The following is a 21,658-nucleotide window of genomic DNA, read 5'->3' as shown; positions in this document are numbered from 1 at the left end:
AGCCATGGACCAGCAAAACGCCAGCGCCATCCAACGCGACGTGGAAGTCATCACCACCCACGTCAACGCCGATTTCGACGCCCTGGCCAGCATGCTGGCCGCGGCCAAGCTCTACCCCGAAGCCATGCTGGCCCTGCCCGGCGCGCAGGAGCGCAATCTGCGCAATTTTTATGTCGAGTCGGTGTGTTTCATGTTCAACTTCGTCAAGGTCAAGCAGGTGCCCTTCGAGCGGGTCAAACGCTTGATCCTGGTCGACACAAGACGCCTGGACCGCATCGGACCCTTTGCCAAGTTGGCCGAGGATCCCGAGGTGGAGATCATCGCCTACGACCATCATCCCGACAGCGACCAGGACGTCAGGGCCCACTGGCAGCAGGTGCGCAAGATCGGGGCCACGGTGAGTTTGCTCTGCGAGCATCTGCGCGAAAATAATGTCGAGCTGAGCGACGACGAGGCCACCATCCTGGCCCTTGGCATCTACGAAGACACCGGCAGCTTCACTTTTGTCTCGACCACGCCCGAGGACTACCACGCCGCCGCCTGGCTGCTGGGCCAGGGGGCCAACCTCAGCGTGGTCAGCGAACTGATCACCCGCGAGCTGACCGCCGAGGAAGTGGGCCTGCTCAACGACCTGATCCACGGGGCCGAGCCGCTGAACATCAGCGGCGTGCAGGTGATCGTCACCGAGGTCAGCCGCGAGGGCTACTTTCCCGAGTTGGCCGCCCTGGTGCACAAATTCATGGAGATGGAAAACCACGACGCCGTCTTCGCCCTGGCCCGCATGGAGGGGCGGGTCTATCTGGTGGCCCGCTCGCGCCTGCACGAGGTCGACGCCGGAGTTATCGCCAAGGCCCTGGGCGGCGGCGGCCATCCCTCGGCGGCCAGCGCCACCCTGCGCGACATGACCCTGGTCGAGGCCCGGGCCAAGCTGGAAATGGCCCTGCACACCCACATCAACCCCAGCATCAGCGCCCGCGAGTTGATGACCAGCCCGGTGATCTCGGCGCCGCCGCAATTGCTGCTGCGCGAACTGCCCGAGCGCTTCACGCGCTACGACATCAACGTCATGCCCGTCGTCGACGGCCAGGACATCCTGGGCGTGATCACCAGGCAGGACGTGGAAAAGGCCGTCTACCACGGCCTGGGCGACCTGGCCGTGCGCGAGTACATGACCCCCGGCGTCAAGCCCGTCGCGCCCGACGCGCCTCTGCTGGAGGTCGAAAAGGCCCTGCTCGAACAACGCTTCCGCCTGGTGCCGGTGATGGAAAACGGCGAGATGATCGGCGTCATCACCCGCACCGACCTGCTCAACACCCTGCTGGAGCGGCCGCTGATCAGCGAAAGCATCGGCGAGGGCGAAGCCGCGCCCCAGACCATCCGCCACAAAAACATCGCCAACCTCCTGCACGAGCGCCTGCCCAAGCCGGTGGTGACCATCCTGCAACAGATGGGCAAGGTGGGCGACGACCTGGGCGAGGACGTCTATTTGGTGGGAGGCTCGGTGCGTGATCTGTTTTTGCGCAGCGATCACCTGGATATCGACGTCGTCGTCGAAGGCGACGCCATCGAGTTCGCCCGGGCCTTCGCCCAGGGCCGCGACGATCTGCGCCTGCGCACCCACAAGAAATTCAACACCGCCAAGCTCCTCTTCGACAGCGGCCTGACCATGGACTTGGCCACCGCCCGCCTGGAATACTACATGTCGCCGGCCGCCCTGCCGGTGGTCGAACACTCCAGCGTCAAGCTCGATCTCTATCGCCGCGACTTCACCATCAACACCATGGCCGTGCGGCTCAACGGCCGCCAGTTCGGCCTGCTCATCGACTTTTTCGAAGCCATGCGCGACATCAAGGAAAAGGTCATCCGCGTCCTGCACAACCTTTCCTTTGTCGAAGACCCCACCCGCGTCTTTCGGGCCATCCGCTTCGAGCAACGCTTTGGTTTCCGCATCGGCAAGCTGACCGAGGCCCTGATCAAAAACGCCATCAAGATCGACGCCTTCCGCCGCCTGACCGGCTCCAGGCTCTTTGGCGAGTTGAAGCATATCCTCGAAGAAGAAAGCGTCACGCCGGCCATCGAGCGGCTCAACGAATTCAAGCTGCTGCGCGTCTTTCACCCGGCCCTGCAACTGACCGCCAAGCAACTGGAGCTGTTGGACCAGGCCGAGGAAACCTTGGCCTGGTATCGCCTGTCGTTCATCGACAAACCATTGCGCCGCTGGCTGCTCTACTTCCTGGCCCTGGCCGACGGCCTGGACGAACAGCAAATGACCGAGCTGTGCCAGCGGCTGGGCTTCGCGCCCAAGCTGCGCGAGGAGATCACCGAGATGCGCGCCAAGGCCCTGCGCTGCGTCAACGTCCTCCAGCGCCGCGCAGCCCGGCCCTCGCAAACATTCGAGCTCCTGCGGCCCTTGGGCCTGGAGTTCCAGCTTCTGGTCATGGCCAAGACCTCAAAGGACTACGCCAAAAAGGCCGTCAGCCAATACCTCACGACCATGGTCCGCGTGCGGCCGGAACTGGGCGGCCAGGATCTCAAGGCCATGGGCTACCTGCCCGGGCCCCTCTACAAGCAGATCCTCGACACCCTGCTGGCCGCCCGCCTGGATGGCCAGGTCCAGACCCGCCAAGACGAAATCGACTTGGTCGAAAACCGGTTCGGCCAGCGCAAGGGAGAGCTTTCGTATTGATGGACACCGCCCTTGATTTCATCCTGAAGGTCATCGTGCTGGCCCCGCCGATCCTGATGGCCCTGACCGTGCACGAGGCCTCCCACGGCTACGCGGCCTATCACTTCGGCGACCCCACGGCCAAGCGCCTGGGACGCCTGACCCTCAACCCGTTGCGCCACCTGGACCCGGCCGGCACGCTGTTTTTCTTCGTCACCGCCATGCTGGGCTCGGGTTTCGGCTGGGCCAAGCCGGTGCCGGTGGACCCCGGCCGCTTCAAGCGCCCGCGCCAAGACATGATGTGGGTCTCGGCGGCCGGCCCGGCGGCCAACCTGCTCTTCGCCGTCGCCTGCGCCGCGGCGCTCAGGGCCATGCTGGCTCTGGGCCTGAGCCAAGAAAGCCTCGCCCAAGGTCTGGTCTTGCGCATGCTGGTCTATGGCGTGTTCATCAACGTGATCCTGGCCCTGTTCAACATGATCCCCCTGCCGCCCCTGGACGGCTCGGGCGTGTTGGGCGGCCTGCTGCCGCCACGGGCCGCCGCCGAGTATCAGCGCCGCCTGGGGCGCTACGGCTTCGCCATACTTTTGGCGTTGTTGTTTCTGCCGGCGCTGATCCCCGGTTTCCCAGACTTGATCGGCTCGCTGATCGTGCCGGCCGCGGCCTGGCTGACCGATCTGCTGCTGGGCTTCTGAGGCGCCCGATGGACGTGGCGGTGCGGCTGGAAATATTCGAGGGGCCCATCGATCTGTTGCTGCACCTTATCCGCAAAAACGAGGTGGACATCCACGACATCCCCGTGGCCATGATCACCAGGCAATACCTGGAATACCTGGGCCTGATGCGCGAGCTCAACATTGCCGTGGCCGGCGAGTTCCTGGTCATGGCCAGCACCCTCACACACATCAAAAGCCGCATGCTCCTGCCGGCCCTGCGCGACCAGCCCGACGAGGAAGACCCCGATGACCCGCGCCAAGACCTGGTCCAACAATTGCGCCAACACATGTCCATCAAGTTGGCCGCCGAGACTTTGCAAGGCCGCAACTGGCTCGACCGCGATGTGTTTCAACGGGCCGCCGCCAGCCAGGAACTGGACGCCGCCGCCAAGGCGCGGCCCCAGGACTTAGTGGCCGCCGGCGTCTTCGACCTGATCGAGGCCTTTCGGCAACTGATCGCCGCCCGCGGCCGCCAGCTGGTGTTGGACCTGCCCCTGGCTCGCGTCTCGCTGGAAGATCGCATGTCCGATCTGCTGTCGATGTTGCGCCGCCGCCAGAGCCTGACCTTCGAGGAATGCTTCGCCGGCGATCTGGACAAATCACACATGGTGGTTACATTCTTGGCCATACTGGAGCTGACCCGCATGGGGCTGTTGCGGGTCTACCAAAGCCGCGCGCCCCAGCCGGACGAACAACCGGCCGCCTGGAGCGCCCTGCGCGTGTTCGCCCGCGACATCGACGAAGAAGCCGAGGAGGCCGCCCCGTGACCCCAAGCCTCAAATGCATCATCGAAGGCATGCTCTTCGTGGCCGAGGCCCCGCTGAGCCTGGAGCAACTGGCCCAAGCCCTGGAACCGACCAGCCGCGAGGACATTCAGACAGCCATCGACCAACTGCGCGCCGAATATCAGGCCATGGGCCGCGCCTTCGACTTGGCCCAGGTGGCCGGCGGTCACATCTTCCGCACCCGCCCCGAGTTGGCCCCCTGGCTGGGCCGCCTGCGCCGCACCCAAGCCAGCCGCCTCTCCCGCGCCGCCCTGGAAACGCTGGCCATCGTGGCCTACAAGCAGCCGGTGATGAAGGTGGAGATAGAGCGCATTCGTGGCGTGGAGGTAGGCGGGGTGCTGCGCATGCTCATGGAGCGCAACCTGGTGCGGGTGGCCGGCCGACGCGACCTGCCCGGCCGGCCGTTGGTCTACGCCACCACCAAGCGCTTTCTGGAGTTTTTCGACCTCAAAGACCTGAGCGAACTGCCCACCCTCGAAGAAATCGATAAGCTCTCCGCCGAGCCCGATCAGGCCGTCGAGGCCGCCCAGCGCTCGCTGGAGTTCCCCAACCCAACGCCCACCGGCGAACACGACGGCTCCGCCGAGCCCCGGGAAGATTGACCATGGCCGAGGAACGCCTGCAGAAAATCCTGGCCCGCGCCGGCGTGGCCAGCCGCCGCGCCGCCGAGGAGCTCATCGCCGCCGGACGCGTGGCCGTCGACGGCCAGATCGTGCGACAACCCGGCCACAAAGCCGATCCGGACACGCAATCCATCGCCATCGACGGCAAGCCCATCGCCCGCGCCGAGGCCAAGGAGTATTGGCTGGCCCACAAGCCGGCCGGCTACGTCAGCACCGTCCACGACCCCCAAGGCCGGCCGCGCGTGCTCGATCTGCTGCCGCCCGAAATCCGCGCCCGGCTCTACCCCGTGGGCCGCCTGGACCTGGATTCCGAAGGCCTGATGCTCCTGACCAACGACGGCGACCTGGCCCTGCGCCTGACCCACCCCCGCTACGGCGTGCCCAAGACCTACCGCGTGTGGCTTTCCGGCCGGCCCAACCGCGCCGATCTGGAGGCCCTGCGCGCCGGCGTGGAGATCGAAGGCAGGCAAACCGCGCCGGCCATGATCACGGTCAAAGCGGCCGCCGACGGCCACAGCAAGGTCTCGATGGTCTTGCGCGAGGGCCGCAAACGCGAGATCAAGCTGATGTGGAAGGCCCGCGGCCTGAACGTCATCCGCCTGGTGCGGGTGGGCCTGGGGCCGCTGCGCCTGGGTGACCTGCCGCCGGGCGCGGTGCGACGGCTGAGCCCGGCCGAAATCCAGGCCCTGCGCAGGCAGTGCCATGCATTATCTGGTTGCAAAGATTCTGCCGATGGTGTACAAAAATCGGCGCGCGGCGCACGTAACGCGCCCTCCAAGAAAAGCACAGGGCGGTAACTCAGCGGGAGAGTGCCATCCTCACACGGTGGAAGTCAGGGGTTCAAATCCCCTCCGCCCTACCACCAAATAATATCAGCCGGTTAGCCTGACGAGGGCCAACCGGCTGATGACTTTTTGGGGGAGATCGCACTCAGTCGCCACGCAGCTTGCGGGTCACGCCCGCTGGCTGACTATCCTGCCAGGCAGCTTAGCCATGTCGCGCTCTTGCTGGGTCAACATGGCCAATATGTTGGGCGCGACACGAACGCCCATGCCGGAACCTTGCGGGCGCCAACCTGGGCGCGGTGGCGAATGAAGTCTGCTGGCTTTCAGCTTAACTTCTTCATTCTTTCGCATAGCTGGTTGGCGTCTCGACACGCAGATGAAGCAGCAGCGGCGAAGTCGTCACTCTCATTTGGATGGCCGCCTTCGAAATCATTTGCAAGAGCGTGGCCTGCAGGATAAGCTGTTTGACATGATCAATCGGCAGCTTGATCAGCAAGGCATTCTAGTGCGCACCGGCTCCAGCGTGGACGCCACTTTGAATCGGGAAACCATATGGGATATGTGTATCTTTCCATAGCAATATTTGCAGAAATTGTAGGAACTAGTGCTTTAAAAACGTCGCAAGGTTTTACTATATTGGTCCCGAGCATCATAGCCATTGTAGGCTATGGGGCATCATTATATTTTTTGTCGCTTGTGTTAGGAATAATGCCCGTTGGAATTGCATATGCAATCTGGTCTGGAATTGGGATTACGTTAATTACAATGATAGGCGCCATATGGTTTAATCAAATTCCTGATATTCCCGCTATAATCGGAATGTTAATGATAATGTCCGGGGTGGTTATAATAAACGTTTTCTCGAAAACCGTTAGCCGTTGAATCTTTCACTTACCCTTCACCATGAAGCACAACGACTGTAGGTTACTCGTTTTAAATTCAGACTGTTGAATAGTAGGAATTGAGCATGGATAGCGTGATTGTGAACAGTCTTAACCCGGAGTTCGATCCGGTCGCAGTCGTTTGGAGTGACACCATTCCCGCCGATGCCTTCCAGTATAAAAATGGAAAATTCGGTTGTGTCCTGTATTTATTCGCAGAGGCCAGCACGTGCGGCAGAATTGCCGGAGGTAGTCGCGAGAGCATCATCTGCACAGGTGGCCGTGCGGCGTTGGGATTTGGGACTGATTTCGACGCGTCGGATGAACAGTTGGATCTGCATGCCGCCTTGTTCAGCAAAGGGATCAAATCCGCATATAATCGGACGGCATATCAAGCCGAAATGGACGCTGTACCTAAGAACTGGCGATCCATGTACGAGTATGGGGAGCGCAGGCACTGTAGCGCGGAGTTAGCCCGGGAATGGATTCTTCATGAGTTTCCGCGCTACGACATTCCATCCAAATACGTTCTTTTTAAGCCATTGAGCAGCACCGATTCCGATGAGAATGTCCGCGCTATTATTTTCCCGGTGAATCCGGATGAGCTTTCAGGTCTCGTGACGCTTGCGGGCTCGGTTATGCAAGGGACCGACCCTGTCCGAGCCCCCCAAGGTACAGATTGTTGCAGTATTGCCGCTTTTGCCTATGCCGAGTCAGAATCGGCAGTTCCCAGAGCGGTGTTGGGCATGATGGGCGCCGATGGTCGAGAGGTTATGCACAGACGCTTCCGGAAAGACATCCTGACGCTAACCTTACCTGCACCCCTCTTCCTGAAGATGGAACAGGAGGCGGGCGACTGCCTTTTCCAAATCCCGTCATGGAAAAAATTGTTTGGGCACTGATATATGCTTAATTATGTGAATCATAACGATGCGATCCAGGTCAGTTAAGCGGACATTCAATTAAGCGATTATTTGCTTAATCGAGGTGTTAGATTGTGCAGATATGCAGATATAGTATTCACCTGACTCAGGCCGCCCCCCGCCAGGCGGCCTTTTCTTTTTCAACATCCCCCACAGCAAAAATGAGAGTGCTGCACGGGGCAGGACGCCCCCGTGCAGCACTCTCGATGTCGTCGCGGCGGTTATTCTTGCCGCCGCGCGGGCGCGTCTGGCCTCTGACAGGGCGCGCCGTCTCGCCCGATTGCGCCCATGTTTTTTCGCCTAATCTTCCGGGCAGACGCCGTCTTGGCCCGAACGGCAGGCGCGCAGCAATATCGCCTGGGCCGCGCGCAGATCGTTTTTAGGGCCGTACAAAAGCAGGTTGTCGCCCGCCTCCAACGCGGTTTCGCCGGTGGCCACCAGAAAGTTGCCGTCGCGGTGGATCAACAATATCAGCACGCCCTTGGGCAGGCCCAGCTCCCGCACCTGGCGGCCGATGATCGCCGCGCCTGGTTCGATGGCCACGTCCTGGGTGTTGTCGCTGCCCATGAAGGTGCGGTTGAACTCCAGCGGATAGCTGGGGTCGGGCTGGAAGGGCCGGTCGACCTTGAGCAGCCGGGCCGCCAGGGGCAAGGTCTTGCCTTGTAACAGCACCGAGGTGAGCACCAAAAAAAAGATCAGGTTGAACAAAAAGTGGCCCTGGTCGTAGCCGGCCATCAGCGGATAGGTGGCCAGGATGATCGGCGCGGCCCCTTTCAGGCCGGTCCAGGCCACGAAAAGCTGCTCGCGCAGTGAATAGCCGCTGCCAAGCATGGCCAGCAGCACCGCCGCCGGCCTGGCCGCCAGCATCAAAAACAACGACGCCGATAGCCCGGTCAGGGCCACCTCGCCCAGATCGCGCGGGTTGACCAACAGCCCCAGCACCAAAAACATGCCGATCTGCATGATCCACGACAGTGCGTCGAGGAACTTGTTCAGGCTGCGCTTATAGAGGTAGTCGCCATTGCCCATGACCATGCCGCAGATGTAGACGGCCAAAAAGCCATTGCCGTGGGCGTAGGCGGTCAGGCTGTAGCAGATCAGCGCCACGCAGACGCCAAAGACCGGATAAAGCCCCTCGTAATCCAGGCGCACCTTTCTTAACGCCCTGGTGGCCAGCCAGCCCATGGCCAGGCCCAACGCCGCGCCCAAGACCATCTGGGCCACGAACTTGCCCAACAAAACGCCCCAATGCGCCGCCGGTTGGGGGTTGATCAGCACTTCCAGCACGCCCAGGGTCAGAAAAACCGCCGTGGGGTCGTTGCTGCCCGATTCAAACTCCAGCAGCGGTTTGAGCCGGCCTTTCAGGCCCAGGCTCTTGCCGCCCAGGATGGCGAAGACCGCCGGCGCGTCGGTGGAAGAGACGATGGCCCCCAGCAGCAGCGCCGTCTCCAAGGGCAAGCCCATCGCCCAATGGGCGAAGGCGGCCATGAAGCCGCAGGTGAGCATCACGCCCAGGGTCGAGAGGATCGTCCCGGTGAGCAGCACCGGCCTGGCCGATGACCAGCGGGTGTTGAAACCGCCGTCAAAAAGGATGAAGGTCAGGGCCAGGGCGCCCACGGCGTTGGTCAGTTGGGCGTCGTCGAACTGGATGCCGCCGGGGCCATCCACGCCGGCCAGCATGCCCAGGCCCAAGAAAAGCAGCAGCGCCGGCACGCCCACCCGCTCGGAGAGCTTGCTGGCGAAAACGCTCAAGAGCAGCAGAAAACCGGTGACGCCCAGGGCAAGGGTGAAATCCACGGGAGTACGCCTTTGTCGGTGTGGTGGCCGGGGGTCGCCGGGCGATCTGCCGGCGGCGACGCGTTGAAAAGTGCCGCGCGCCCGCCGCGCCGACACGCCGGGCATGATGCAGTGCACGTTTCAAACATGCCGCGCCGCCGCCACGGTGTCAACACCTGCCGCGCTTTTGGCTGATGATGAGCGCGGCGTTCAGGCGTCGGCGACGATGTCCACGGGGCTTGCGGACACGGCGATGGTCCGGCAAGGCAGGCCGTCCAGGGGCTCCAGTTGGTGGCTGACCAGAGCCACCGCCGCGCCGACATGGGCGGCGGCGGCCAGTTCGGCGGCCACTTTCGCCTGCCACGGCAGGTCCAAAAAGGCGAAGGGTTCGTCCAGCAGCAAGATGGGTCGTTGGCTGGCCAGGGCCCGGGCCAGGTTGAGCCTGCGGCGCATGCCGCCGCTCATGGCCTCCGGCCGCAGGGTCGGCGGCAGTTCAAAGCGCTCCAGCCAAAAGCGCCGGCGCTCCCGGCGCTGGTCTGGCGGCAAGGCGGCCAGGGCGTAGTCCATGTTGCCGGCCGCGTCCAACCAGGGCAGCAGGGCGTCGTCTTGAAAGGCCAGGGCCACGGCCCCCTGGCGACGGGCCAGGCCGGCGTCGGGTTTGGTCAGGCCGGCCATGATCTCCAACAGGGTCGTTTTGCCCACGCCCGAGGGCCCGCTCAGGCAGACGATCTGGCCGGGACGAACGACGAGGTCGGCCCGGCGGATCACCAGTTTGCGGCCCAGGCGCTTGCTCACGCCGCGCAGTTCGATCACGAGACGGCCTCCTTTTTTCGGCCGTTGCGGCCGGCGGCCTGGCGCAAGGGGGCCACCAGGCCGTACTCCAACACCACGCCCAGCAGCACCAGCGCGCCCGTCCAGGCGTAGAGATCCACCAGATCCATGCGGCGATAGGCCCAGAAAATCCGCGCGCCGGCCCCCTGATGGCTGCCCAGAAACTCGGCCACCGCCGCCACCTTCCAGCCCGAGGCCAGGGTTTGCGAAAAGGCGGCCAGCCAATAGGGCCGCACGCCCGGCAACCAAAAGCGTCGCAGGCGCGTGGCGGCGGGCACGTCGTAGAGCCGGCTCATGTCGAACAGGCGGCGGTCCAGGGCCAGCACGCCCTGGGCCACGTTCAAAAACAGCGGCGGCAGAGTGGCGGCGAAAACGGCCAGCATCGGCACCAGCGAACCAGTGCCGGCCCAGATCATGGCCAACGAGATCCAGACCACCGGCGGACAGGCCTGCAACGCCGCCACCAACGGGGCCAGCGCCCGCAGCGCCGCCGGCCAGAGCCCAGCGGCCAGGCCCAGGCCCAGGCCCAGCAGGTTGGCCGCCGCCACCCCGGCCAGGGCGCGGACCACCGTCGCGCCCATTTCGCCAAACATCTGGCCGTCCAGGCACAGCCGCCACATCTCGGCGCAAACCAACGGCGGCGGCGGGGCCAGCTCCGGGCCAAGCAGCCAGGTGGCCAGCCAACCCAAGGCCAGCATCACCGCCAGCGAAACCGCGAAAGGCCAAAGACGTTTCATGGCGCGGGCGGTCCCCAAAAGCCCTCGGGCAGTTGATCCAGACGCTGGCGATCGGCCGGCGACATGACCAGGCGCAGATAGGCCAAAACCTCCTGGCGGACCTGGGCGGTCGGCCGGGTCATGATCATGTCGCGCGATAGCGAAAGGCGCAAAACATCCGGGCCAAGCTCACCAGCCACCTCCGGCGGCAACAGGGCCAAGCCGGCGGCCGGATCATCGGCCAGATCGGCGGCCACCCGCTCCATGGCCGCCAGCAGTTGGCGCGCCAGCTCCGGCCGGCGGCGCGCCAGCTCGCCGTGCATGGCCAGGCCGGCTATGGGCAGCCGGGCCGGACCGCCGGTGAGCTTGGCGTGCTCGTCCTCCAGGCTGGCCACCACCCGCAGGCCGGGGGCCTTGGTCAGCAGCAGCGAAACCAGCGGCTCCGGGGCCAGGATGTGCCGGGCCTGGCCGCGCAGGGCCAGCAGGGCCAGTTGGCGCGGCGCATGGGGCGCGGTGACAAAGCGCGGCCCGCCCCGGGCGGCGACATCGTCGAGGATGGCCATGGCCGGGCTGTCGGGCGGGGTGACCATCAGCGGGCTGTTCTGGGCCTGGCTGAGCGTGGCCAGGCTGGCCAGATCGACGGCCGCGGGGTCGGCGCTCAGGAAGTAAAACTTGCGCCAGCCCGTGACGGCCAAAAAGCACACCGGCGCGCCGCGCAGGGCGGCCTGGGCCAGGCCCTCGCTGTGGCCCAGCCAGATATCGCCGCGGCCGGCCATGATCACCCCACGCAGGTCGTCCAAGTCCTTCCAGAGGCGCGTCTCCAGCCCTGCCCCGCCGGGCCAGCCGGCCTTCACCGCGCCCCAGAAGGGAATCTGCGGCGTGGTGGCGCCAAAGGATGTGTAAAAAACCAGCCTTGGCGGCGCGTCGGGGCCCTGCTCCGCCGTCGGAGACGCCGCGCGGTCGGAGAAAAGGTAAAACGCGCCGAGTCCGCCCACGGCCAAGATGACGATCACGCTGAAGACGGCTCGGCGCATGGTTTCAGAACTCCAGGGTGTAGGTCAACGCCGCCGCCACGCCCGGCTCCAGCAGTTCAATGCCCCGGGCGTTGGAGAGATAGCTCTCGTAGCGGGTGTCGAGGATGTTGTCCACGGTCAACAGCAATTCGTGGTTGAGCCCCAGCGCCGCGAAACGATAGCGTCCGGCCAGGTTGAGGGTGGCGTAACCGCCGGTCTCCTCCACGTCGGCGGGCGTTTCGTTCTGATCCAGGGCCCAGCGCGTGTCGAGGCGCGCCCAGAACGGCCCGGTGACGAAGTCCACGCCGGCCATGCCCGAGATGGGGGCGATGTAGCGCAGGGGCTCGTCGGCGTTTTCGTCGCGGCCGTCCAGGGCGGTGGCGTTGGCGAACAGGGCCAGGCCGTGGCCCAGATCGAGGCGGCCCTCCAACTCGGCGCCAAAGATGCGGGCCTGGCCGACGTTGCACATCTCCAGGCGGGTGGCGCTGATGCGTTTTTGCGAAATATAGTCGTGGAGTTGGTTGGCGAACAAACGCAGGTCGCCCTTGAAGGGCTTGGCCTGATAATGCAGGCCGTATTCGCCAAAGAGCGAGGTCTCGGGGTTGAGGTCGGGATTGCCGTAGAGCACCTGGCCACCGCCCAGGTCGATGTATTTGTAGCGCTCGAGGACGTCGGCGGCGCGGTAGCTGGAGGCGATGATGGCCGTCTGCGACCAGGCCTGGCTGATCTTATGGGTCAGGCCGGCGTGAACGTTCCAGCCCAGGTCGCTTTCGTCGCCGGAGGCGAAGCCGTTGCCGGCGTCGTTTTTGGTCTGGAGGCGGTCGAGGCGCGCGCCCAGGTTGAGGGTGAAGGCATCGCTGAGGGTCCAGTCGTCCTCGGCGAAGACGCCGGCCGAGGTCTGCACGGCGTGGGGCACGGGGTTGTCGTAGAGTACGCGGCCCACGGTCAGAAAGCGTCTGCGCCACGAGTCCATGGTCCACTGCCAGGCGTCGACGCCGCCGACGATGGCGTGGGCGCCCAGGTCGAGGTTGGCGCGCAGTTGTCCGCCCAAGGTCTCGTGGTCGGCCCCCGGCTCGATGGCGCTGACGGCGGCGTTGCCGGTCCGGTCGACACGCACGCGGCGTTCGTTTTGGTTGATGTAGATCGAGCCAGCCACCTGGCCCAGGGCCTGGCCCTCACGATCCCAGGTCAGATCCAGGCTGGCCAGGGTGCTGGAAGTGCGCGGATAGCTGACGCGGGCCACGGCCGGCAGGGTCGAGGGGCCGCCGGGCAGGCCCACGTCGTTGGCCTCCATGCGCATGACCTGCACCTGGGTGGTCAACTGGCCCAGCTTGAAGCCCGAGGCCACGCGACCCTGGCCGTCGCGGAACTGGCTGTTGGCAATTCTTTCGTCGTCGCCGCCGCGCAGATCGTCATGATCCTGGCCGGCGGCCGAGGCGAACAGCCACAGGCTCGGCGAATCGAAATGGGCGCTGGCGTAGGCGTCGCCGCCCTGGGGGTTGCTGCTGGCCGCCAGGCTCACGCGGCCGTGGGCTTGGCATTTGTCGCTGAAAGCGCCCTTGCGGGTGATGATGTTGACCACGCCGCCGGTGGAGCCCGAGCCATAGAGCGAGCTGACGGGGCCCTTTAGCACCTCGATGCGTTCGATGTCCATGGCGTTGACAAAACTGAGGCGGGCGTTCATGTCGATGGCCGAGTTGATGCGATGGCCATCGACAAGCACGACCACCGAGTTTCCGGTGAGGCCACGGATGGCGATGTCGCGGCCCCAGACCGAGTCGCCGGTGAGGCTGAGACCGGGGATGTCCTCCAGGGCGTAGGCCGCCGAGGCCTTGGGGTGCAGGGCGATTTCGTCGGAATCGGCCACCGCCGCGCCGCCGGGCGTGGCCGAAAGCTGCGAGGCCCGGCCACGGGCCGTGACGATGATCGGGTCCAGTTGGGTCGTGTCGTCGCCGTGGGCCGCCGGGACGCCCAGGCCCAGGGCCAGCACGGCCGCCAAAAGCAGGCTGCGTTTCAGTTTCATTTCCCTTTCTCCCGTTGATCGATCGTTGATCCCTGCGCGGCGTCCATGATCCGCGCCACTTCGAGGAGGGTTTGCCATCCAGGCCAGATGAGCGCCCACTCACAGGCCGCCAGCTCGGCGAAGGCGGGGACGCCGGCCCGCGATGGGGCCAGGCCGCCGGAGATCGAAAGAAACGCTTGGCATTGTTCCGAGAGCAGATAGGCCACGATGTCGTGGGCCTCGTCGGGGGCCTGGGCGCTTAGGCAGGCCAGCATGGGGATGGCCAAGGCCCCGCTACGCGGCCAGACCAGCCGGCCGCCGCCCAGGCGAAAGGTGCGGCCCAGAGCCGGCAGAATCACGCCGGCGGCCAGTTCGCCCGAATCCACCCGCTTGTTGATGTCCAGGGGGTTGCTCTGGGTGTCGAGCGTGTCCAGCAAAGGCCGGGCGGCCCGGCCGAAACGGTCGCTGAAGAATATCTCCAGCAGGTAGGGCAAGGGCGTGTCCGACGGCGGGCAACCCAGGGGCGCGGGCAGATCCGGCCGGCAGAGGTCCGCCCAATCGCTCAGCTCGGGCAGATGGCGGTTGTTGGCGATCAGCGCCACCGGCGAGACCGAGATCAGCGTCAGCTCCGGCGCGGGCGGCGTCAGTCCGAGGGCGTCCAGTTCCGGGGCCAGCGGCGCGACATCCCGCGCCAGCGGGACGAACGTCCCCGACGCGGCGGCCAGCACCGACGCGGCCAACTGGGGGTATGGCGAGATGGCCAGGGCCGGCGGCTCTTCCCGGGCTAGGCCGCGGGCAAAGGCGTGCATCTCGGCGTGCAGGGGTGGCCCGTCGATCCGCGCGCCGGGAAAGCGCGCGGCGATCTCCTGGCGCAGATGGCGGGCGATGTTGGGCGGAACGGACAAATGAACGCGGTAGCTGGTGCTCACAGGCTGTCCTTTTCCAGGCGCGCGCCCTGGCGCAACAGGTCGCGGGCCCGCAGGAGGGTGGCGTCAAGTTCGGCCAGGCGTTGGCGCGCCAGGCGTTCGTCGTCGTCGATGGCGATGGCCTGTTGCATGGCCCCGCCGGCCATGACCACGCGCAGATCGTTCATGAGCATCAAGACCGGGTCGTGGGTGGCGGTGAGGACGATCTTGCCGTGACCGGCCAGGGCGGCCAGGGCGCGGTGCTTGTCGATGCCGGCGTTTTCCACCTCGTCGATGAGCACCACCGGCGCGTCGGAGATCAGGGCCAGATCGGCGATCATCAAGGCGCGGGTCTGGCCGCCGCTAAGCCCCTGCAAGGGGCTGTCGCCGCCAAAGGCCTCGCCGCAGAGGGTGTTGGCCAGGCTCAAGACGCGCTCGGCCCAATCACCGCCGCTCTTGTCCAAGCAGGCGGCGTGCAGCTCGATGAACTTGGCCACGGAGGCGTCCATGACGAAGTTGGTGCGCTGGGAGAGCGTGGCCACCAGGCCGGTGGGCGGCGCGTCTATCTGCGCGCCGTCCAGCAGCACCCGCCGGCCCGACGGCGTGTCGCCCCTGGCCAGTTGTTCGATGTCGGATAAAAGTTGGCTTTTGCCCGAGCCGGTGGGGCCAACCACGGCCACGGTCAGCCCAGGCCGTAGGCGTAGGCTGGCCAGGGGCTCAGGCCGGCCGTCGCGGTCTTGGCCTCCCAGAATCTCCAGTTGATTCACGCGCATGGTTCGGCCGCCTCCCACGTTATCTTTTCCACGTTGCCCGTCTGATAGACGCGGCCCACACGGCGCTCGCCGGTGCAATACGAACAGATCGAGGCCGGCATGTCGTGGCGCAGACTGCGCTCGCCGACCTGGTCCACGGCCGGTTGCCCCATCAACCAGCGCAGCAACAACAGGCCGCCCGTGCCGGTCAAGCCGTTGACCGACAAGACCAGGGCCGTGGGATTGACCCGCCGCACGCCCAGCATCAGCACCTCGCGCTCGGCCTGCGAGACCAGGTCGCCCTTGGTCAACACCACCACGTCGGCCAGCGAAAGCATGGGCCCCACCTTGACCGGCGCGTCCAGGCCGCCCAAGGCGTCGATGACCGTCACCGCCGGCACGCCCTCCACATGGGGCGCGCAGCGCAGGCACAGGCCGGCCGTCTCCACGAACAAAACGTCGGCCCGCTGGCCGAGGCCCCACTCGACCACTTCTTCCAGGTTGGAAATGAAGTAGTGGTCCGGGCAGAGGTAACCGCTGAGGCCGCCCAGGGACGGCGCGCCCAGGTTTTGGCGATAGCGCTCCGGGTCGGCCGAGCTCTGGGTGTCGAACTTGGCCGCCAACACCCGTGCGCCCTTGGCCCGCCACAGGCGCGCAACGTGGGTTGTCACCGCTGTTTTGCCCACGCTTGGCGGGCCGGCTACGATGATTAACTTCATGATTCTTCTCGCTGATTTGGTTATCGCCGAGCCGCGTTGAGCGGTGGCGCGACGCCCCGAGCGGGGGCTTGCCAGGTTTGCCACGGCGCTGGCCGCGTCTGGATTAGGTAAACAAAATTAATTTCTAAGTCAAATAAAAATTAAAGCTATCTAATAAAATGTGATCGATCTTATTTTTGACTGACCAAGGACGGACGCGCCTGGCGCTGGCGGCAAGGGAACGATGGCGTCAAAGCGCTGGACGAGACTTCACGAGGGCTGCCCGGGGGCAGGCGGCGCGGGGCTATGGCGTGGGCGGCTTGCGGCCGCCGACCACGAATACGGTGACCGAGGCGCTGACGGCGCGGTCGCGGCGCGCCAGGCCCTCCAGCCAGGAGGTCAGCCGTCGCGCCGCGGGCGGATCATCGGCCGCCAGGAGCCGGGCGGTGGCGCCGATGTCATAGACCGCGTCAACGGCCTCCAACCCTTGGGCGAGCAGGTCGTAACCCTCTACCCAGACGCCTTGCAGGCCCGCGGCGCGCAGTTTGCCCGCCAGCTTGTGGCCGATGTCGGGGTTGCGAAAGCCGCCGCGCCATCTGGCGGCGACCAATGCGGCGGTGGCCACGTCGTCGCAGTCGATGGCGAAAGAGGGCCAATCCGGCTCGGCGCAACACAGCCGGCCGCCGGGCCGTAATGCGCGGATCATTTCGGCGATGACGCGGTCCGGGTCGGCCACGTGTTGCAAGGTGCGGTCGGCGCGGACGGCGTCCAGGCTGGCGTCGGCCAGGGCCAGGCGGTGCGCGTCGCAACGCAGCAGCCAAACGGCGGGATGCCGCGCCGTCCGCCGGGCCTCGGCCAGCAGCTTGCCGCTGCTGTCGACACCGACGACCACCCCGCCCGGCCCCACGCCCTGGGCCAGCTCTGGCAGGTCGTGGCCCAGGCCGCAGCCAATATCGGCGGCCACGCCTCCCGGCTCCAACCGCAGGCCGGCCAATGCGCGCTTTTTGTACGCCGACACCGCGGGCAAGGAACGCAAAAAAGACAGACAAGAGATGAGCTTGGCGGCGTCTTGGTTGGCGTCGACGTCTTTGAAGCCCGTGGCCAGATATGCCTCGGCGTCACTCATCATCGCTCCATCGGCGGGGCATGGTCCGGCTTGACGGGGCCGTAACACGCCTGTAACATGGCGGTATATGGTGCGATTGCGCTTCTCGTCCACGATCGCCCGCGCCAAGCGCAACCGCCGGCGAGTTGGGTTTCGTTGGCTACGGCCTCCAAACGCCGCGCCGAGCGTCAAACAGCGTGGCAAAATCTGGAAATTTGGCGCCGACGCCGATGTCAACATGCCATCGCCGAAGCTTATCAGCCATAATAAATCTTAATCGATCCAATACCGTGACCATGTCGAGGATAGCATGAGTTCGTCCGGTTTTTCCGCTTGGCCCATAAAATGGCGCATCGCCGCGCCACTGGTCCTGTCCAGCCTGCTGATGGCCGTTTTGGGCGGCGCGTATATCTATTGGCAGCGCATGGGCGCGTTGGAACAGGCGGCCATGGATGGCCTGGCCGGGCGAGCGGTTTCGGTCAGCGAAGCCATCGCCGCCCGTGGGCGTCAAGCCTTGGCCCTGGCCCAGTTCCTGGCCGCCCAGCCGGCGGCTCGCCAGGCCGTGGCCGCCCGCGACCCCGAGGCCTTGAGCCGCCTGACCCTGAGCGCCTTCCAGGAAAGCCGGGGCCAGTTGGGCATGGCCCAGCTCCAGTTTCACCTGCCGCCGGCCACCAGCCTGTTCCGGGCGCACCAGCCCAAAAAACATGGCGACGACCTGTCGTCTTTCCGCCAGACCGTCGTCCAGGCCAACCGCGAGCGCCGGGCCGTGGTCGGCCTGGAGGTGGGCGTGGGCGGGGCCGGCATCAGGGGCGTGGCCCCCATCGAAGAGGCCGGCAAACACCTGGGCAGCGTGGAGTTCGGCGCGGCGCTGGACGATGGCCTGCTGGCCGAGATCAAGGCCGGCCACGGTTTTGACCTGGCGGTATTGGCCCCGGATGGGCAAGGCGGATTCAAGCCCTGGGCCAAGACCTATCAGCCCAGCCTGGGCGAGGATGGCGACGACGCCCTACGCGCGGTCTTGCGGACGGGTCTACCCGCTTGGCGGCATGTCGTCCAAGATGGCCGCGAGACGTTGGTCTACCTGGCGGCGCTGAAAGATTACCAAGGGCGGCCGGTGGCGGTGCTCGGCCTACCCCTGGATCAAAGCCAGGCCCTGGCCCAGGCCCGCCGCGAGATCTGGGCCGGCTGGGGCGCGGCTGCGCTTCTGGTGCTGCTGCTGGCGACGATCAGCCTGCTGACGGCCAGGGCCATCGGCAACGCCCTGCGCAAGGTGGCCGGGCGGCTCGGCGAATCGGCCCAGGCTGTCACCAGCGCCGCCTGGCGACTGGGCGACTCCAGCCGCCAGTTGGCCAGCCAAACCAGCCTGCAGGCCGCCGAGCTGGAACAGGCCGCGGCCGCCCTGGAGCAGGTCGCCGGCCAGGGCCGGGCCAACGCCCAGCGCACCGGCCAAGCCGCCGAGTCTTGCCAACAAGCCGCCCAGGCCCTGGCTCGGGCCGGAACGATGATCGAACAGACCGTGGCCGCCATGGAGCGCATCAAAACCACTGGCGATCAGACATCCCAGATCGTCAAGGCCATCGACGAAATAGCCTTCCAGACCAACCTGTTGGCCCTCAACGCGGCGGTGGAGGCAGCCAGGGCGGGCGAAGCCGGCGCGGGTTTTGCCGTCGTGGCCGACGAGGTGCGCGGCCTGGCCCACCGCGCGGCCCAGGCCGCCGGCGACACCCAGCGCCTGTTGACCCAGTCCCAAGAGGAAATCAACCAAGGCGTGACCCTGGCCAGCTCCGCCGGCCAGACCTTCCAGCAAGCCGACCGGCACAACCGGGAAATGGCCGAGTTGGTGGAGGCCCTGGCCTCGGCGGCCCAGGAGCAGGCCGCGGGCGTCGACCAAGTCACCAGGGCCGTCGCCAGCCTGGAAAACGCCGTGCAGGCCAATGCCGGCCAGGCCCAGGACAGCGCCGAACTGAGCCATGGCCTGAAAGACCGCGCCGGGCAGATGGCCGAACTGGCCCAAGGCCTGCAAGAGATGGTCCTGGGCGGTCGCCACGACGCGCCGGCCTCCGCCGAGTCGTCGGCGGCCGTCAAGGCCTTGCCGTCGTCGACTTAGCCGCCGGAGACTGGCGTCCGCATAACGCGCCTGGCGGTCGTCATTTCGCTTGGCGCAACTGGTCGAACCACGCCTTCTGATCGGCCACGCCAAACACAAAAGTCCCCCGGTGATCGGCCGCGTCGCCGGCGCACACGGCCAAAGCCGGCGCGCCGCCCAGCGTTTTCTGGAACTCCACGGGCGCGGTGGCCACGTAGGGCGGCAACACTTCGTCACTTTTGCCATAATAGTAACGCGTGGGGGTCAGGTAGCGCCAACGGTAGGCCTGATTGTCTCCCAGCAGCCGGAAGAACCTGTTGGCGACCAACGAACTGGCCTTGGCGAAGTCGTCGTCGAGCAGTTGGGCCACCTTGGCCGGCAGGGCCTTTTCGGCCGTGGCCCAATCGATTTTATTTTCGTAAAAGTCGCGAGCTGTTTGCCGATACGGCTCTTTTATGGCCGCCTGGCTCAGGCCCGGCAAACCGTAATAGTTTTCGTAGGAGTTGATCAGCAACGCCACCGCGCCGACCAGCCAATCGGCGTCCAGCGGCGATGGGTTGTTGATCCAGCGCGCCACCACCAGGTAGAGGTCGCTTGGGGTCGAAGCCGTGGCGGCGGCGCGCACCGCAACGCCCAACGACTCCAGCTTGTTGCGAAAGACCATCGTGCTCCACGCGCCCTGCGACCAACCACTGAGGAACAACTCGGCGGCCTCCAGGCCCAAACCGGCCATGGCCTGACGGGCGGCCAACAGCATGTCCAGACAGGCCTGCGCCGTGCTTTCCCGCACCATGTAGCTGTCCGGCTCGGGGGACAGGCCCTTGCCGATGTAGTCCGCGCCGATGACCACGTAGCCGTTGCCGGCGAATTGGGCGATCATCAGGCGAGTTTCCATGGATTGTTCGGGGTGCGAGGGGACTTCGTTTTTAGAAAAAACCGTGCCATGCTGATAGGACACCACGGGCAGTTTTTTCTGCCCCACCACGGGGACGGCCAGCAAGCCCGAAGCCAACACCGGGCGATTGCCTTGCTCGGGCGTCACGGTCCGATAAACGATCCTATATAGCTTCACGGCGTTTCGCGCCGGTGGCATGACAACCGTGTTTTTTGTCGTGGTGAACTGACCGAGTTCCTCGGTCAGGATTTTGTTGAGCCGCTCAACGTCGTAGACACCCATGCTTTCGCTACGCACAAGGCCCGCCGAGGCGACCGGGAGGTCGGCCGCCAAAGCCACGGCGCGCAACAGCGCCAAACAGGCCAACAAAACTATTGCGAAGGTTTTTTTCATCGTGACGCTCCCGAATGGTTTATTCCTCGGCGGCCTCGCGCTCCTGGCGGCGAGGATAGCACGCCGCGCCCATCGCGGCGCAAACCAAAAATCATCGCCGACTTAGCCGCCGACGCCCGCGAGCTTGGCCTCATGGGCATCGATCCCCTTGACCAACCGGGCCGTCCGTGCCACCTTTGCCCAGGGTAACCCGATTCATCGACCCATTGCCCGTCAACCCGCTGGAGGTTTCGGCATGAACGGCCGCGCGCTGTTGGTGATAGACATGTTGCACGATTTTATTGATGCCGCCGGCGCGCTCTATTGCGGCGACCACGCCGCCGCCATCGTGCCCGAGGTGCGGCGCTTGCTCCAGCAACACCGCCAAGAAGGCTCGTTGATCATCTTCGTGGCCGACAGCCACCCCGTCGACGACCTGGAGTTTCGGCTTTTTCCGCCCCACTGCCTGACCGGCACGCCAGGGGCCGCGCCGCTGCCCGGCTTCGAGCCGTTGCCCGGCGAATATTGGCTGAGCAAGAGCCGTTACAGCGCCTTTTACGGCACCGAGTTGGACGACATCCTGCGCCGCCGCCAGATCAACGAGGTGCATCTGTGCGGCGTCTGCACATCCATCTGCGTGATGGAGACCTGTTCCGACCTGCGCAACCGCGACATCAAGGCCGTGGTGCACAGCCAGGCCGTGGCCGACTTCGACCAGCAAGCCCACGCCTACGCCCTCCAGCGCATGCAAAAGATCCTGGGCGCGCACCTGGAGCCGTGAAGGGCCAGCCAACCGCATTTTTCGCCGCCCCAGCGCCACAAAAAAATGCCCGGGTTTTCTCCCAGGCCCTTGGCTTGTTCTGGTGGCGGGGACAGGATTTGAAACTGTGGCTTTCTGGTGCGCGCTTGGGGTAGAGTCTGGCAAGCAAAAAACGTGAGTTGTCATCTGACGGCGCGAGCAATGACAATGACCGGACCAAAACTGTCTCCTTCCCGTATTGCCCTGGGGGCCGAAAACGCCAACTCTGGCCACGGCGACGCGGACACCAGCCCTCCAACCAGAGAACGGCCGGCGAACGGAACGGCCACGAGGGGGCTTGACAACTTGGTTTATTAGATTTACCATTGCAAA

Annotated in this window: 20 protein-coding genes and 1 tRNA gene; 10 read left to right on the top strand and 11 right to left on the bottom strand. The window is 65.4% G+C overall.

Annotated features, from left to right (window positions below; genetic code table 11):
* Positions 1-4 precede the first annotated feature (4 nt).
* The 6 genes from DEBA_RS06040 (at position 5) to DEBA_RS06015 (ending at position 5,648) form a co-directional block, all read left to right on the top strand.
* Positions 5-2,686, top strand: a complete 2,682-nt coding sequence (locus DEBA_RS06040) for a CBS domain-containing protein (protein WP_013258031.1) — start codon at positions 5-7, stop codon at positions 2,684-2,686.
* On the top strand, positions 2,686-3,357 hold the full coding sequence (locus DEBA_RS06035) for a site-2 protease family protein (RefSeq protein WP_148227802.1): 672 nt from the start codon (positions 2,686-2,688) through the stop codon (positions 3,355-3,357). Before DEBA_RS06040 ends, DEBA_RS06035 begins: the two co-directional genes overlap by 1 nt.
* A gap of 8 nt (positions 3,358-3,365) precedes the next feature.
* Complete coding sequence (locus DEBA_RS18585) at positions 3,366-4,145, top strand: segregation and condensation protein A (protein ID WP_013258029.1); 780 nt, start codon at positions 3,366-3,368, stop codon at positions 4,143-4,145.
* Positions 4,142-4,765 (top strand): SMC-Scp complex subunit ScpB, encoded by a 624-nt coding sequence (gene scpB, locus DEBA_RS06025; protein WP_013258028.1) that lies wholly within the window; start codon positions 4,142-4,144, stop codon positions 4,763-4,765. The genes DEBA_RS18585 and scpB overlap by 4 nt, the downstream gene beginning before the upstream one ends.
* A 2-nt stretch (positions 4,766-4,767) precedes the next feature.
* Positions 4,768-5,583: a pseudouridine synthase gene (locus DEBA_RS17680; protein WP_013258027.1), complete on the top strand. Its 816-nt coding sequence runs from the start codon at positions 4,768-4,770 to the stop codon at positions 5,581-5,583.
* A tRNA-Val gene (locus DEBA_RS06015) sits at positions 5,574-5,648 on the top strand. Before DEBA_RS17680 ends, DEBA_RS06015 begins: the two co-directional genes overlap by 10 nt.
* 260 nt (positions 5,649-5,908) lie before the next feature.
* On the opposite strand, the gene DEBA_RS18340 is transcribed toward DEBA_RS06015, so the two are convergent.
* Positions 5,909-6,067 carry a hypothetical protein gene (locus DEBA_RS18340; RefSeq protein WP_187288598.1) on the bottom strand — a complete coding sequence of 53 codons (159 nt, stop codon included), beginning with the start codon at positions 6,065-6,067 and terminating at the stop codon, positions 5,909-5,911.
* Positions 6,068-6,123: 56 nt separating this feature from the next.
* On the opposite strand from DEBA_RS18340, the gene DEBA_RS17675 reads away from it, so the two are divergent.
* Both DEBA_RS17675 and DEBA_RS06010 read left to right on the top strand, forming a co-directional pair.
* On the top strand, positions 6,124-6,453 hold the full coding sequence (locus DEBA_RS17675) for a DMT family transporter (protein WP_013258026.1): 330 nt from the start codon (positions 6,124-6,126) through the stop codon (positions 6,451-6,453).
* An 85-nt stretch (positions 6,454-6,538) separates the two neighbouring features.
* A complete protein-coding gene (locus DEBA_RS06010; RefSeq protein ID WP_013258025.1) occupies positions 6,539-7,354 on the top strand; it encodes a DUF169 domain-containing protein in 816 nt (271 codons plus the stop codon).
* Positions 7,355-7,675: 321 nt separating this feature from the next.
* On the opposite strand, the gene DEBA_RS06005 is transcribed toward DEBA_RS06010, so the two are convergent.
* The 9 genes from DEBA_RS06005 to DEBA_RS05965 form a co-directional block, all read right to left on the bottom strand.
* Complete coding sequence (locus DEBA_RS06005) at positions 7,676-9,172, bottom strand: potassium/proton antiporter (protein WP_013258024.1); 1,497 nt, start codon at positions 9,170-9,172, stop codon at positions 7,676-7,678.
* Positions 9,173-9,361: 189 nt separating this feature from the next.
* Positions 9,362-9,964: an ATP-binding cassette domain-containing protein gene (locus DEBA_RS06000; protein WP_013258023.1), complete on the bottom strand. Its 603-nt coding sequence runs from the start codon at positions 9,962-9,964 to the stop codon at positions 9,362-9,364.
* Entirely contained in the window at positions 9,961-10,719 is a 759-nt protein-coding gene (locus tag DEBA_RS05995; RefSeq protein WP_013258022.1) for an ABC transporter permease, read from the bottom strand. The genes DEBA_RS06000 and DEBA_RS05995 overlap by 4 nt, the downstream gene beginning before the upstream one ends.
* Entirely contained in the window at positions 10,716-11,732 is a 1,017-nt protein-coding gene (locus DEBA_RS18335; protein ID WP_013258021.1) for a substrate-binding domain-containing protein, read from the bottom strand. Before DEBA_RS18335 ends, DEBA_RS05995 begins: the two co-directional genes overlap by 4 nt.
* Before the next feature lie 4 nt (positions 11,733-11,736).
* On the bottom strand, positions 11,737-13,734 hold the full coding sequence (locus DEBA_RS05985) for a TonB-dependent receptor plug domain-containing protein (RefSeq protein ID WP_013258020.1): 1,998 nt from the start codon (positions 13,732-13,734) through the stop codon (positions 11,737-11,739).
* Positions 13,731-14,642: an ABC transporter substrate-binding protein gene (locus DEBA_RS05980; protein ID WP_013258019.1), complete on the bottom strand. Its 912-nt coding sequence runs from the start codon at positions 14,640-14,642 to the stop codon at positions 13,731-13,733. Before DEBA_RS05980 ends, DEBA_RS05985 begins: the two co-directional genes overlap by 4 nt.
* On the bottom strand, positions 14,639-15,391 hold the full coding sequence (locus tag DEBA_RS05975) for an ATP-binding cassette domain-containing protein (protein WP_013258018.1): 753 nt from the start codon (positions 15,389-15,391) through the stop codon (positions 14,639-14,641). The genes DEBA_RS05980 and DEBA_RS05975 overlap by 4 nt, the downstream gene beginning before the upstream one ends.
* Entirely contained in the window at positions 15,382-16,089 is a 708-nt protein-coding gene (locus tag DEBA_RS05970; RefSeq protein WP_013258017.1) for a GTP-binding protein, read from the bottom strand. Before DEBA_RS05970 ends, DEBA_RS05975 begins: the two co-directional genes overlap by 10 nt.
* A 283-nt stretch (positions 16,090-16,372) precedes the next feature.
* Positions 16,373-17,194 carry a methyltransferase domain-containing protein gene (locus tag DEBA_RS05965; protein WP_013258016.1) on the bottom strand — a complete coding sequence of 274 codons (822 nt, stop codon included), beginning with the start codon at positions 17,192-17,194 and terminating at the stop codon, positions 16,373-16,375.
* Between the two features lie 289 nt (positions 17,195-17,483).
* On the opposite strand from DEBA_RS05965, the gene DEBA_RS05960 reads away from it, so the two are divergent.
* Complete coding sequence (locus DEBA_RS05960; protein WP_013258015.1) at positions 17,484-19,280, top strand: cache domain-containing protein; 1,797 nt, start codon at positions 17,484-17,486, stop codon at positions 19,278-19,280.
* 40 nt (positions 19,281-19,320) lie between these two features.
* On the opposite strand, the gene DEBA_RS05955 is transcribed toward DEBA_RS05960, so the two are convergent.
* Complete coding sequence (locus tag DEBA_RS05955) at positions 19,321-20,331, bottom strand: alpha/beta hydrolase (protein WP_222832043.1); 1,011 nt, start codon at positions 20,329-20,331, stop codon at positions 19,321-19,323.
* A gap of 451 nt (positions 20,332-20,782) precedes the next feature.
* On the opposite strand from DEBA_RS05955, the gene DEBA_RS05950 reads away from it, so the two are divergent.
* Complete coding sequence (locus DEBA_RS05950; RefSeq protein ID WP_013258013.1) at positions 20,783-21,307, top strand: cysteine hydrolase family protein; 525 nt, start codon at positions 20,783-20,785, stop codon at positions 21,305-21,307.
* Positions 21,308-21,658: the final 351 nt, after the last annotated feature.

It is taken from the genome of Desulfarculus baarsii DSM 2075 (genome assembly GCF_000143965.1).
GTDB lineage: Bacteria > Desulfobacterota > Desulfarculia > Desulfarculales > Desulfarculaceae > Desulfarculus > Desulfarculus baarsii.
Note: the sequence above shows the minus strand (reverse complement) of the source record. Positions and strands in the feature narration are given on the sequence as shown.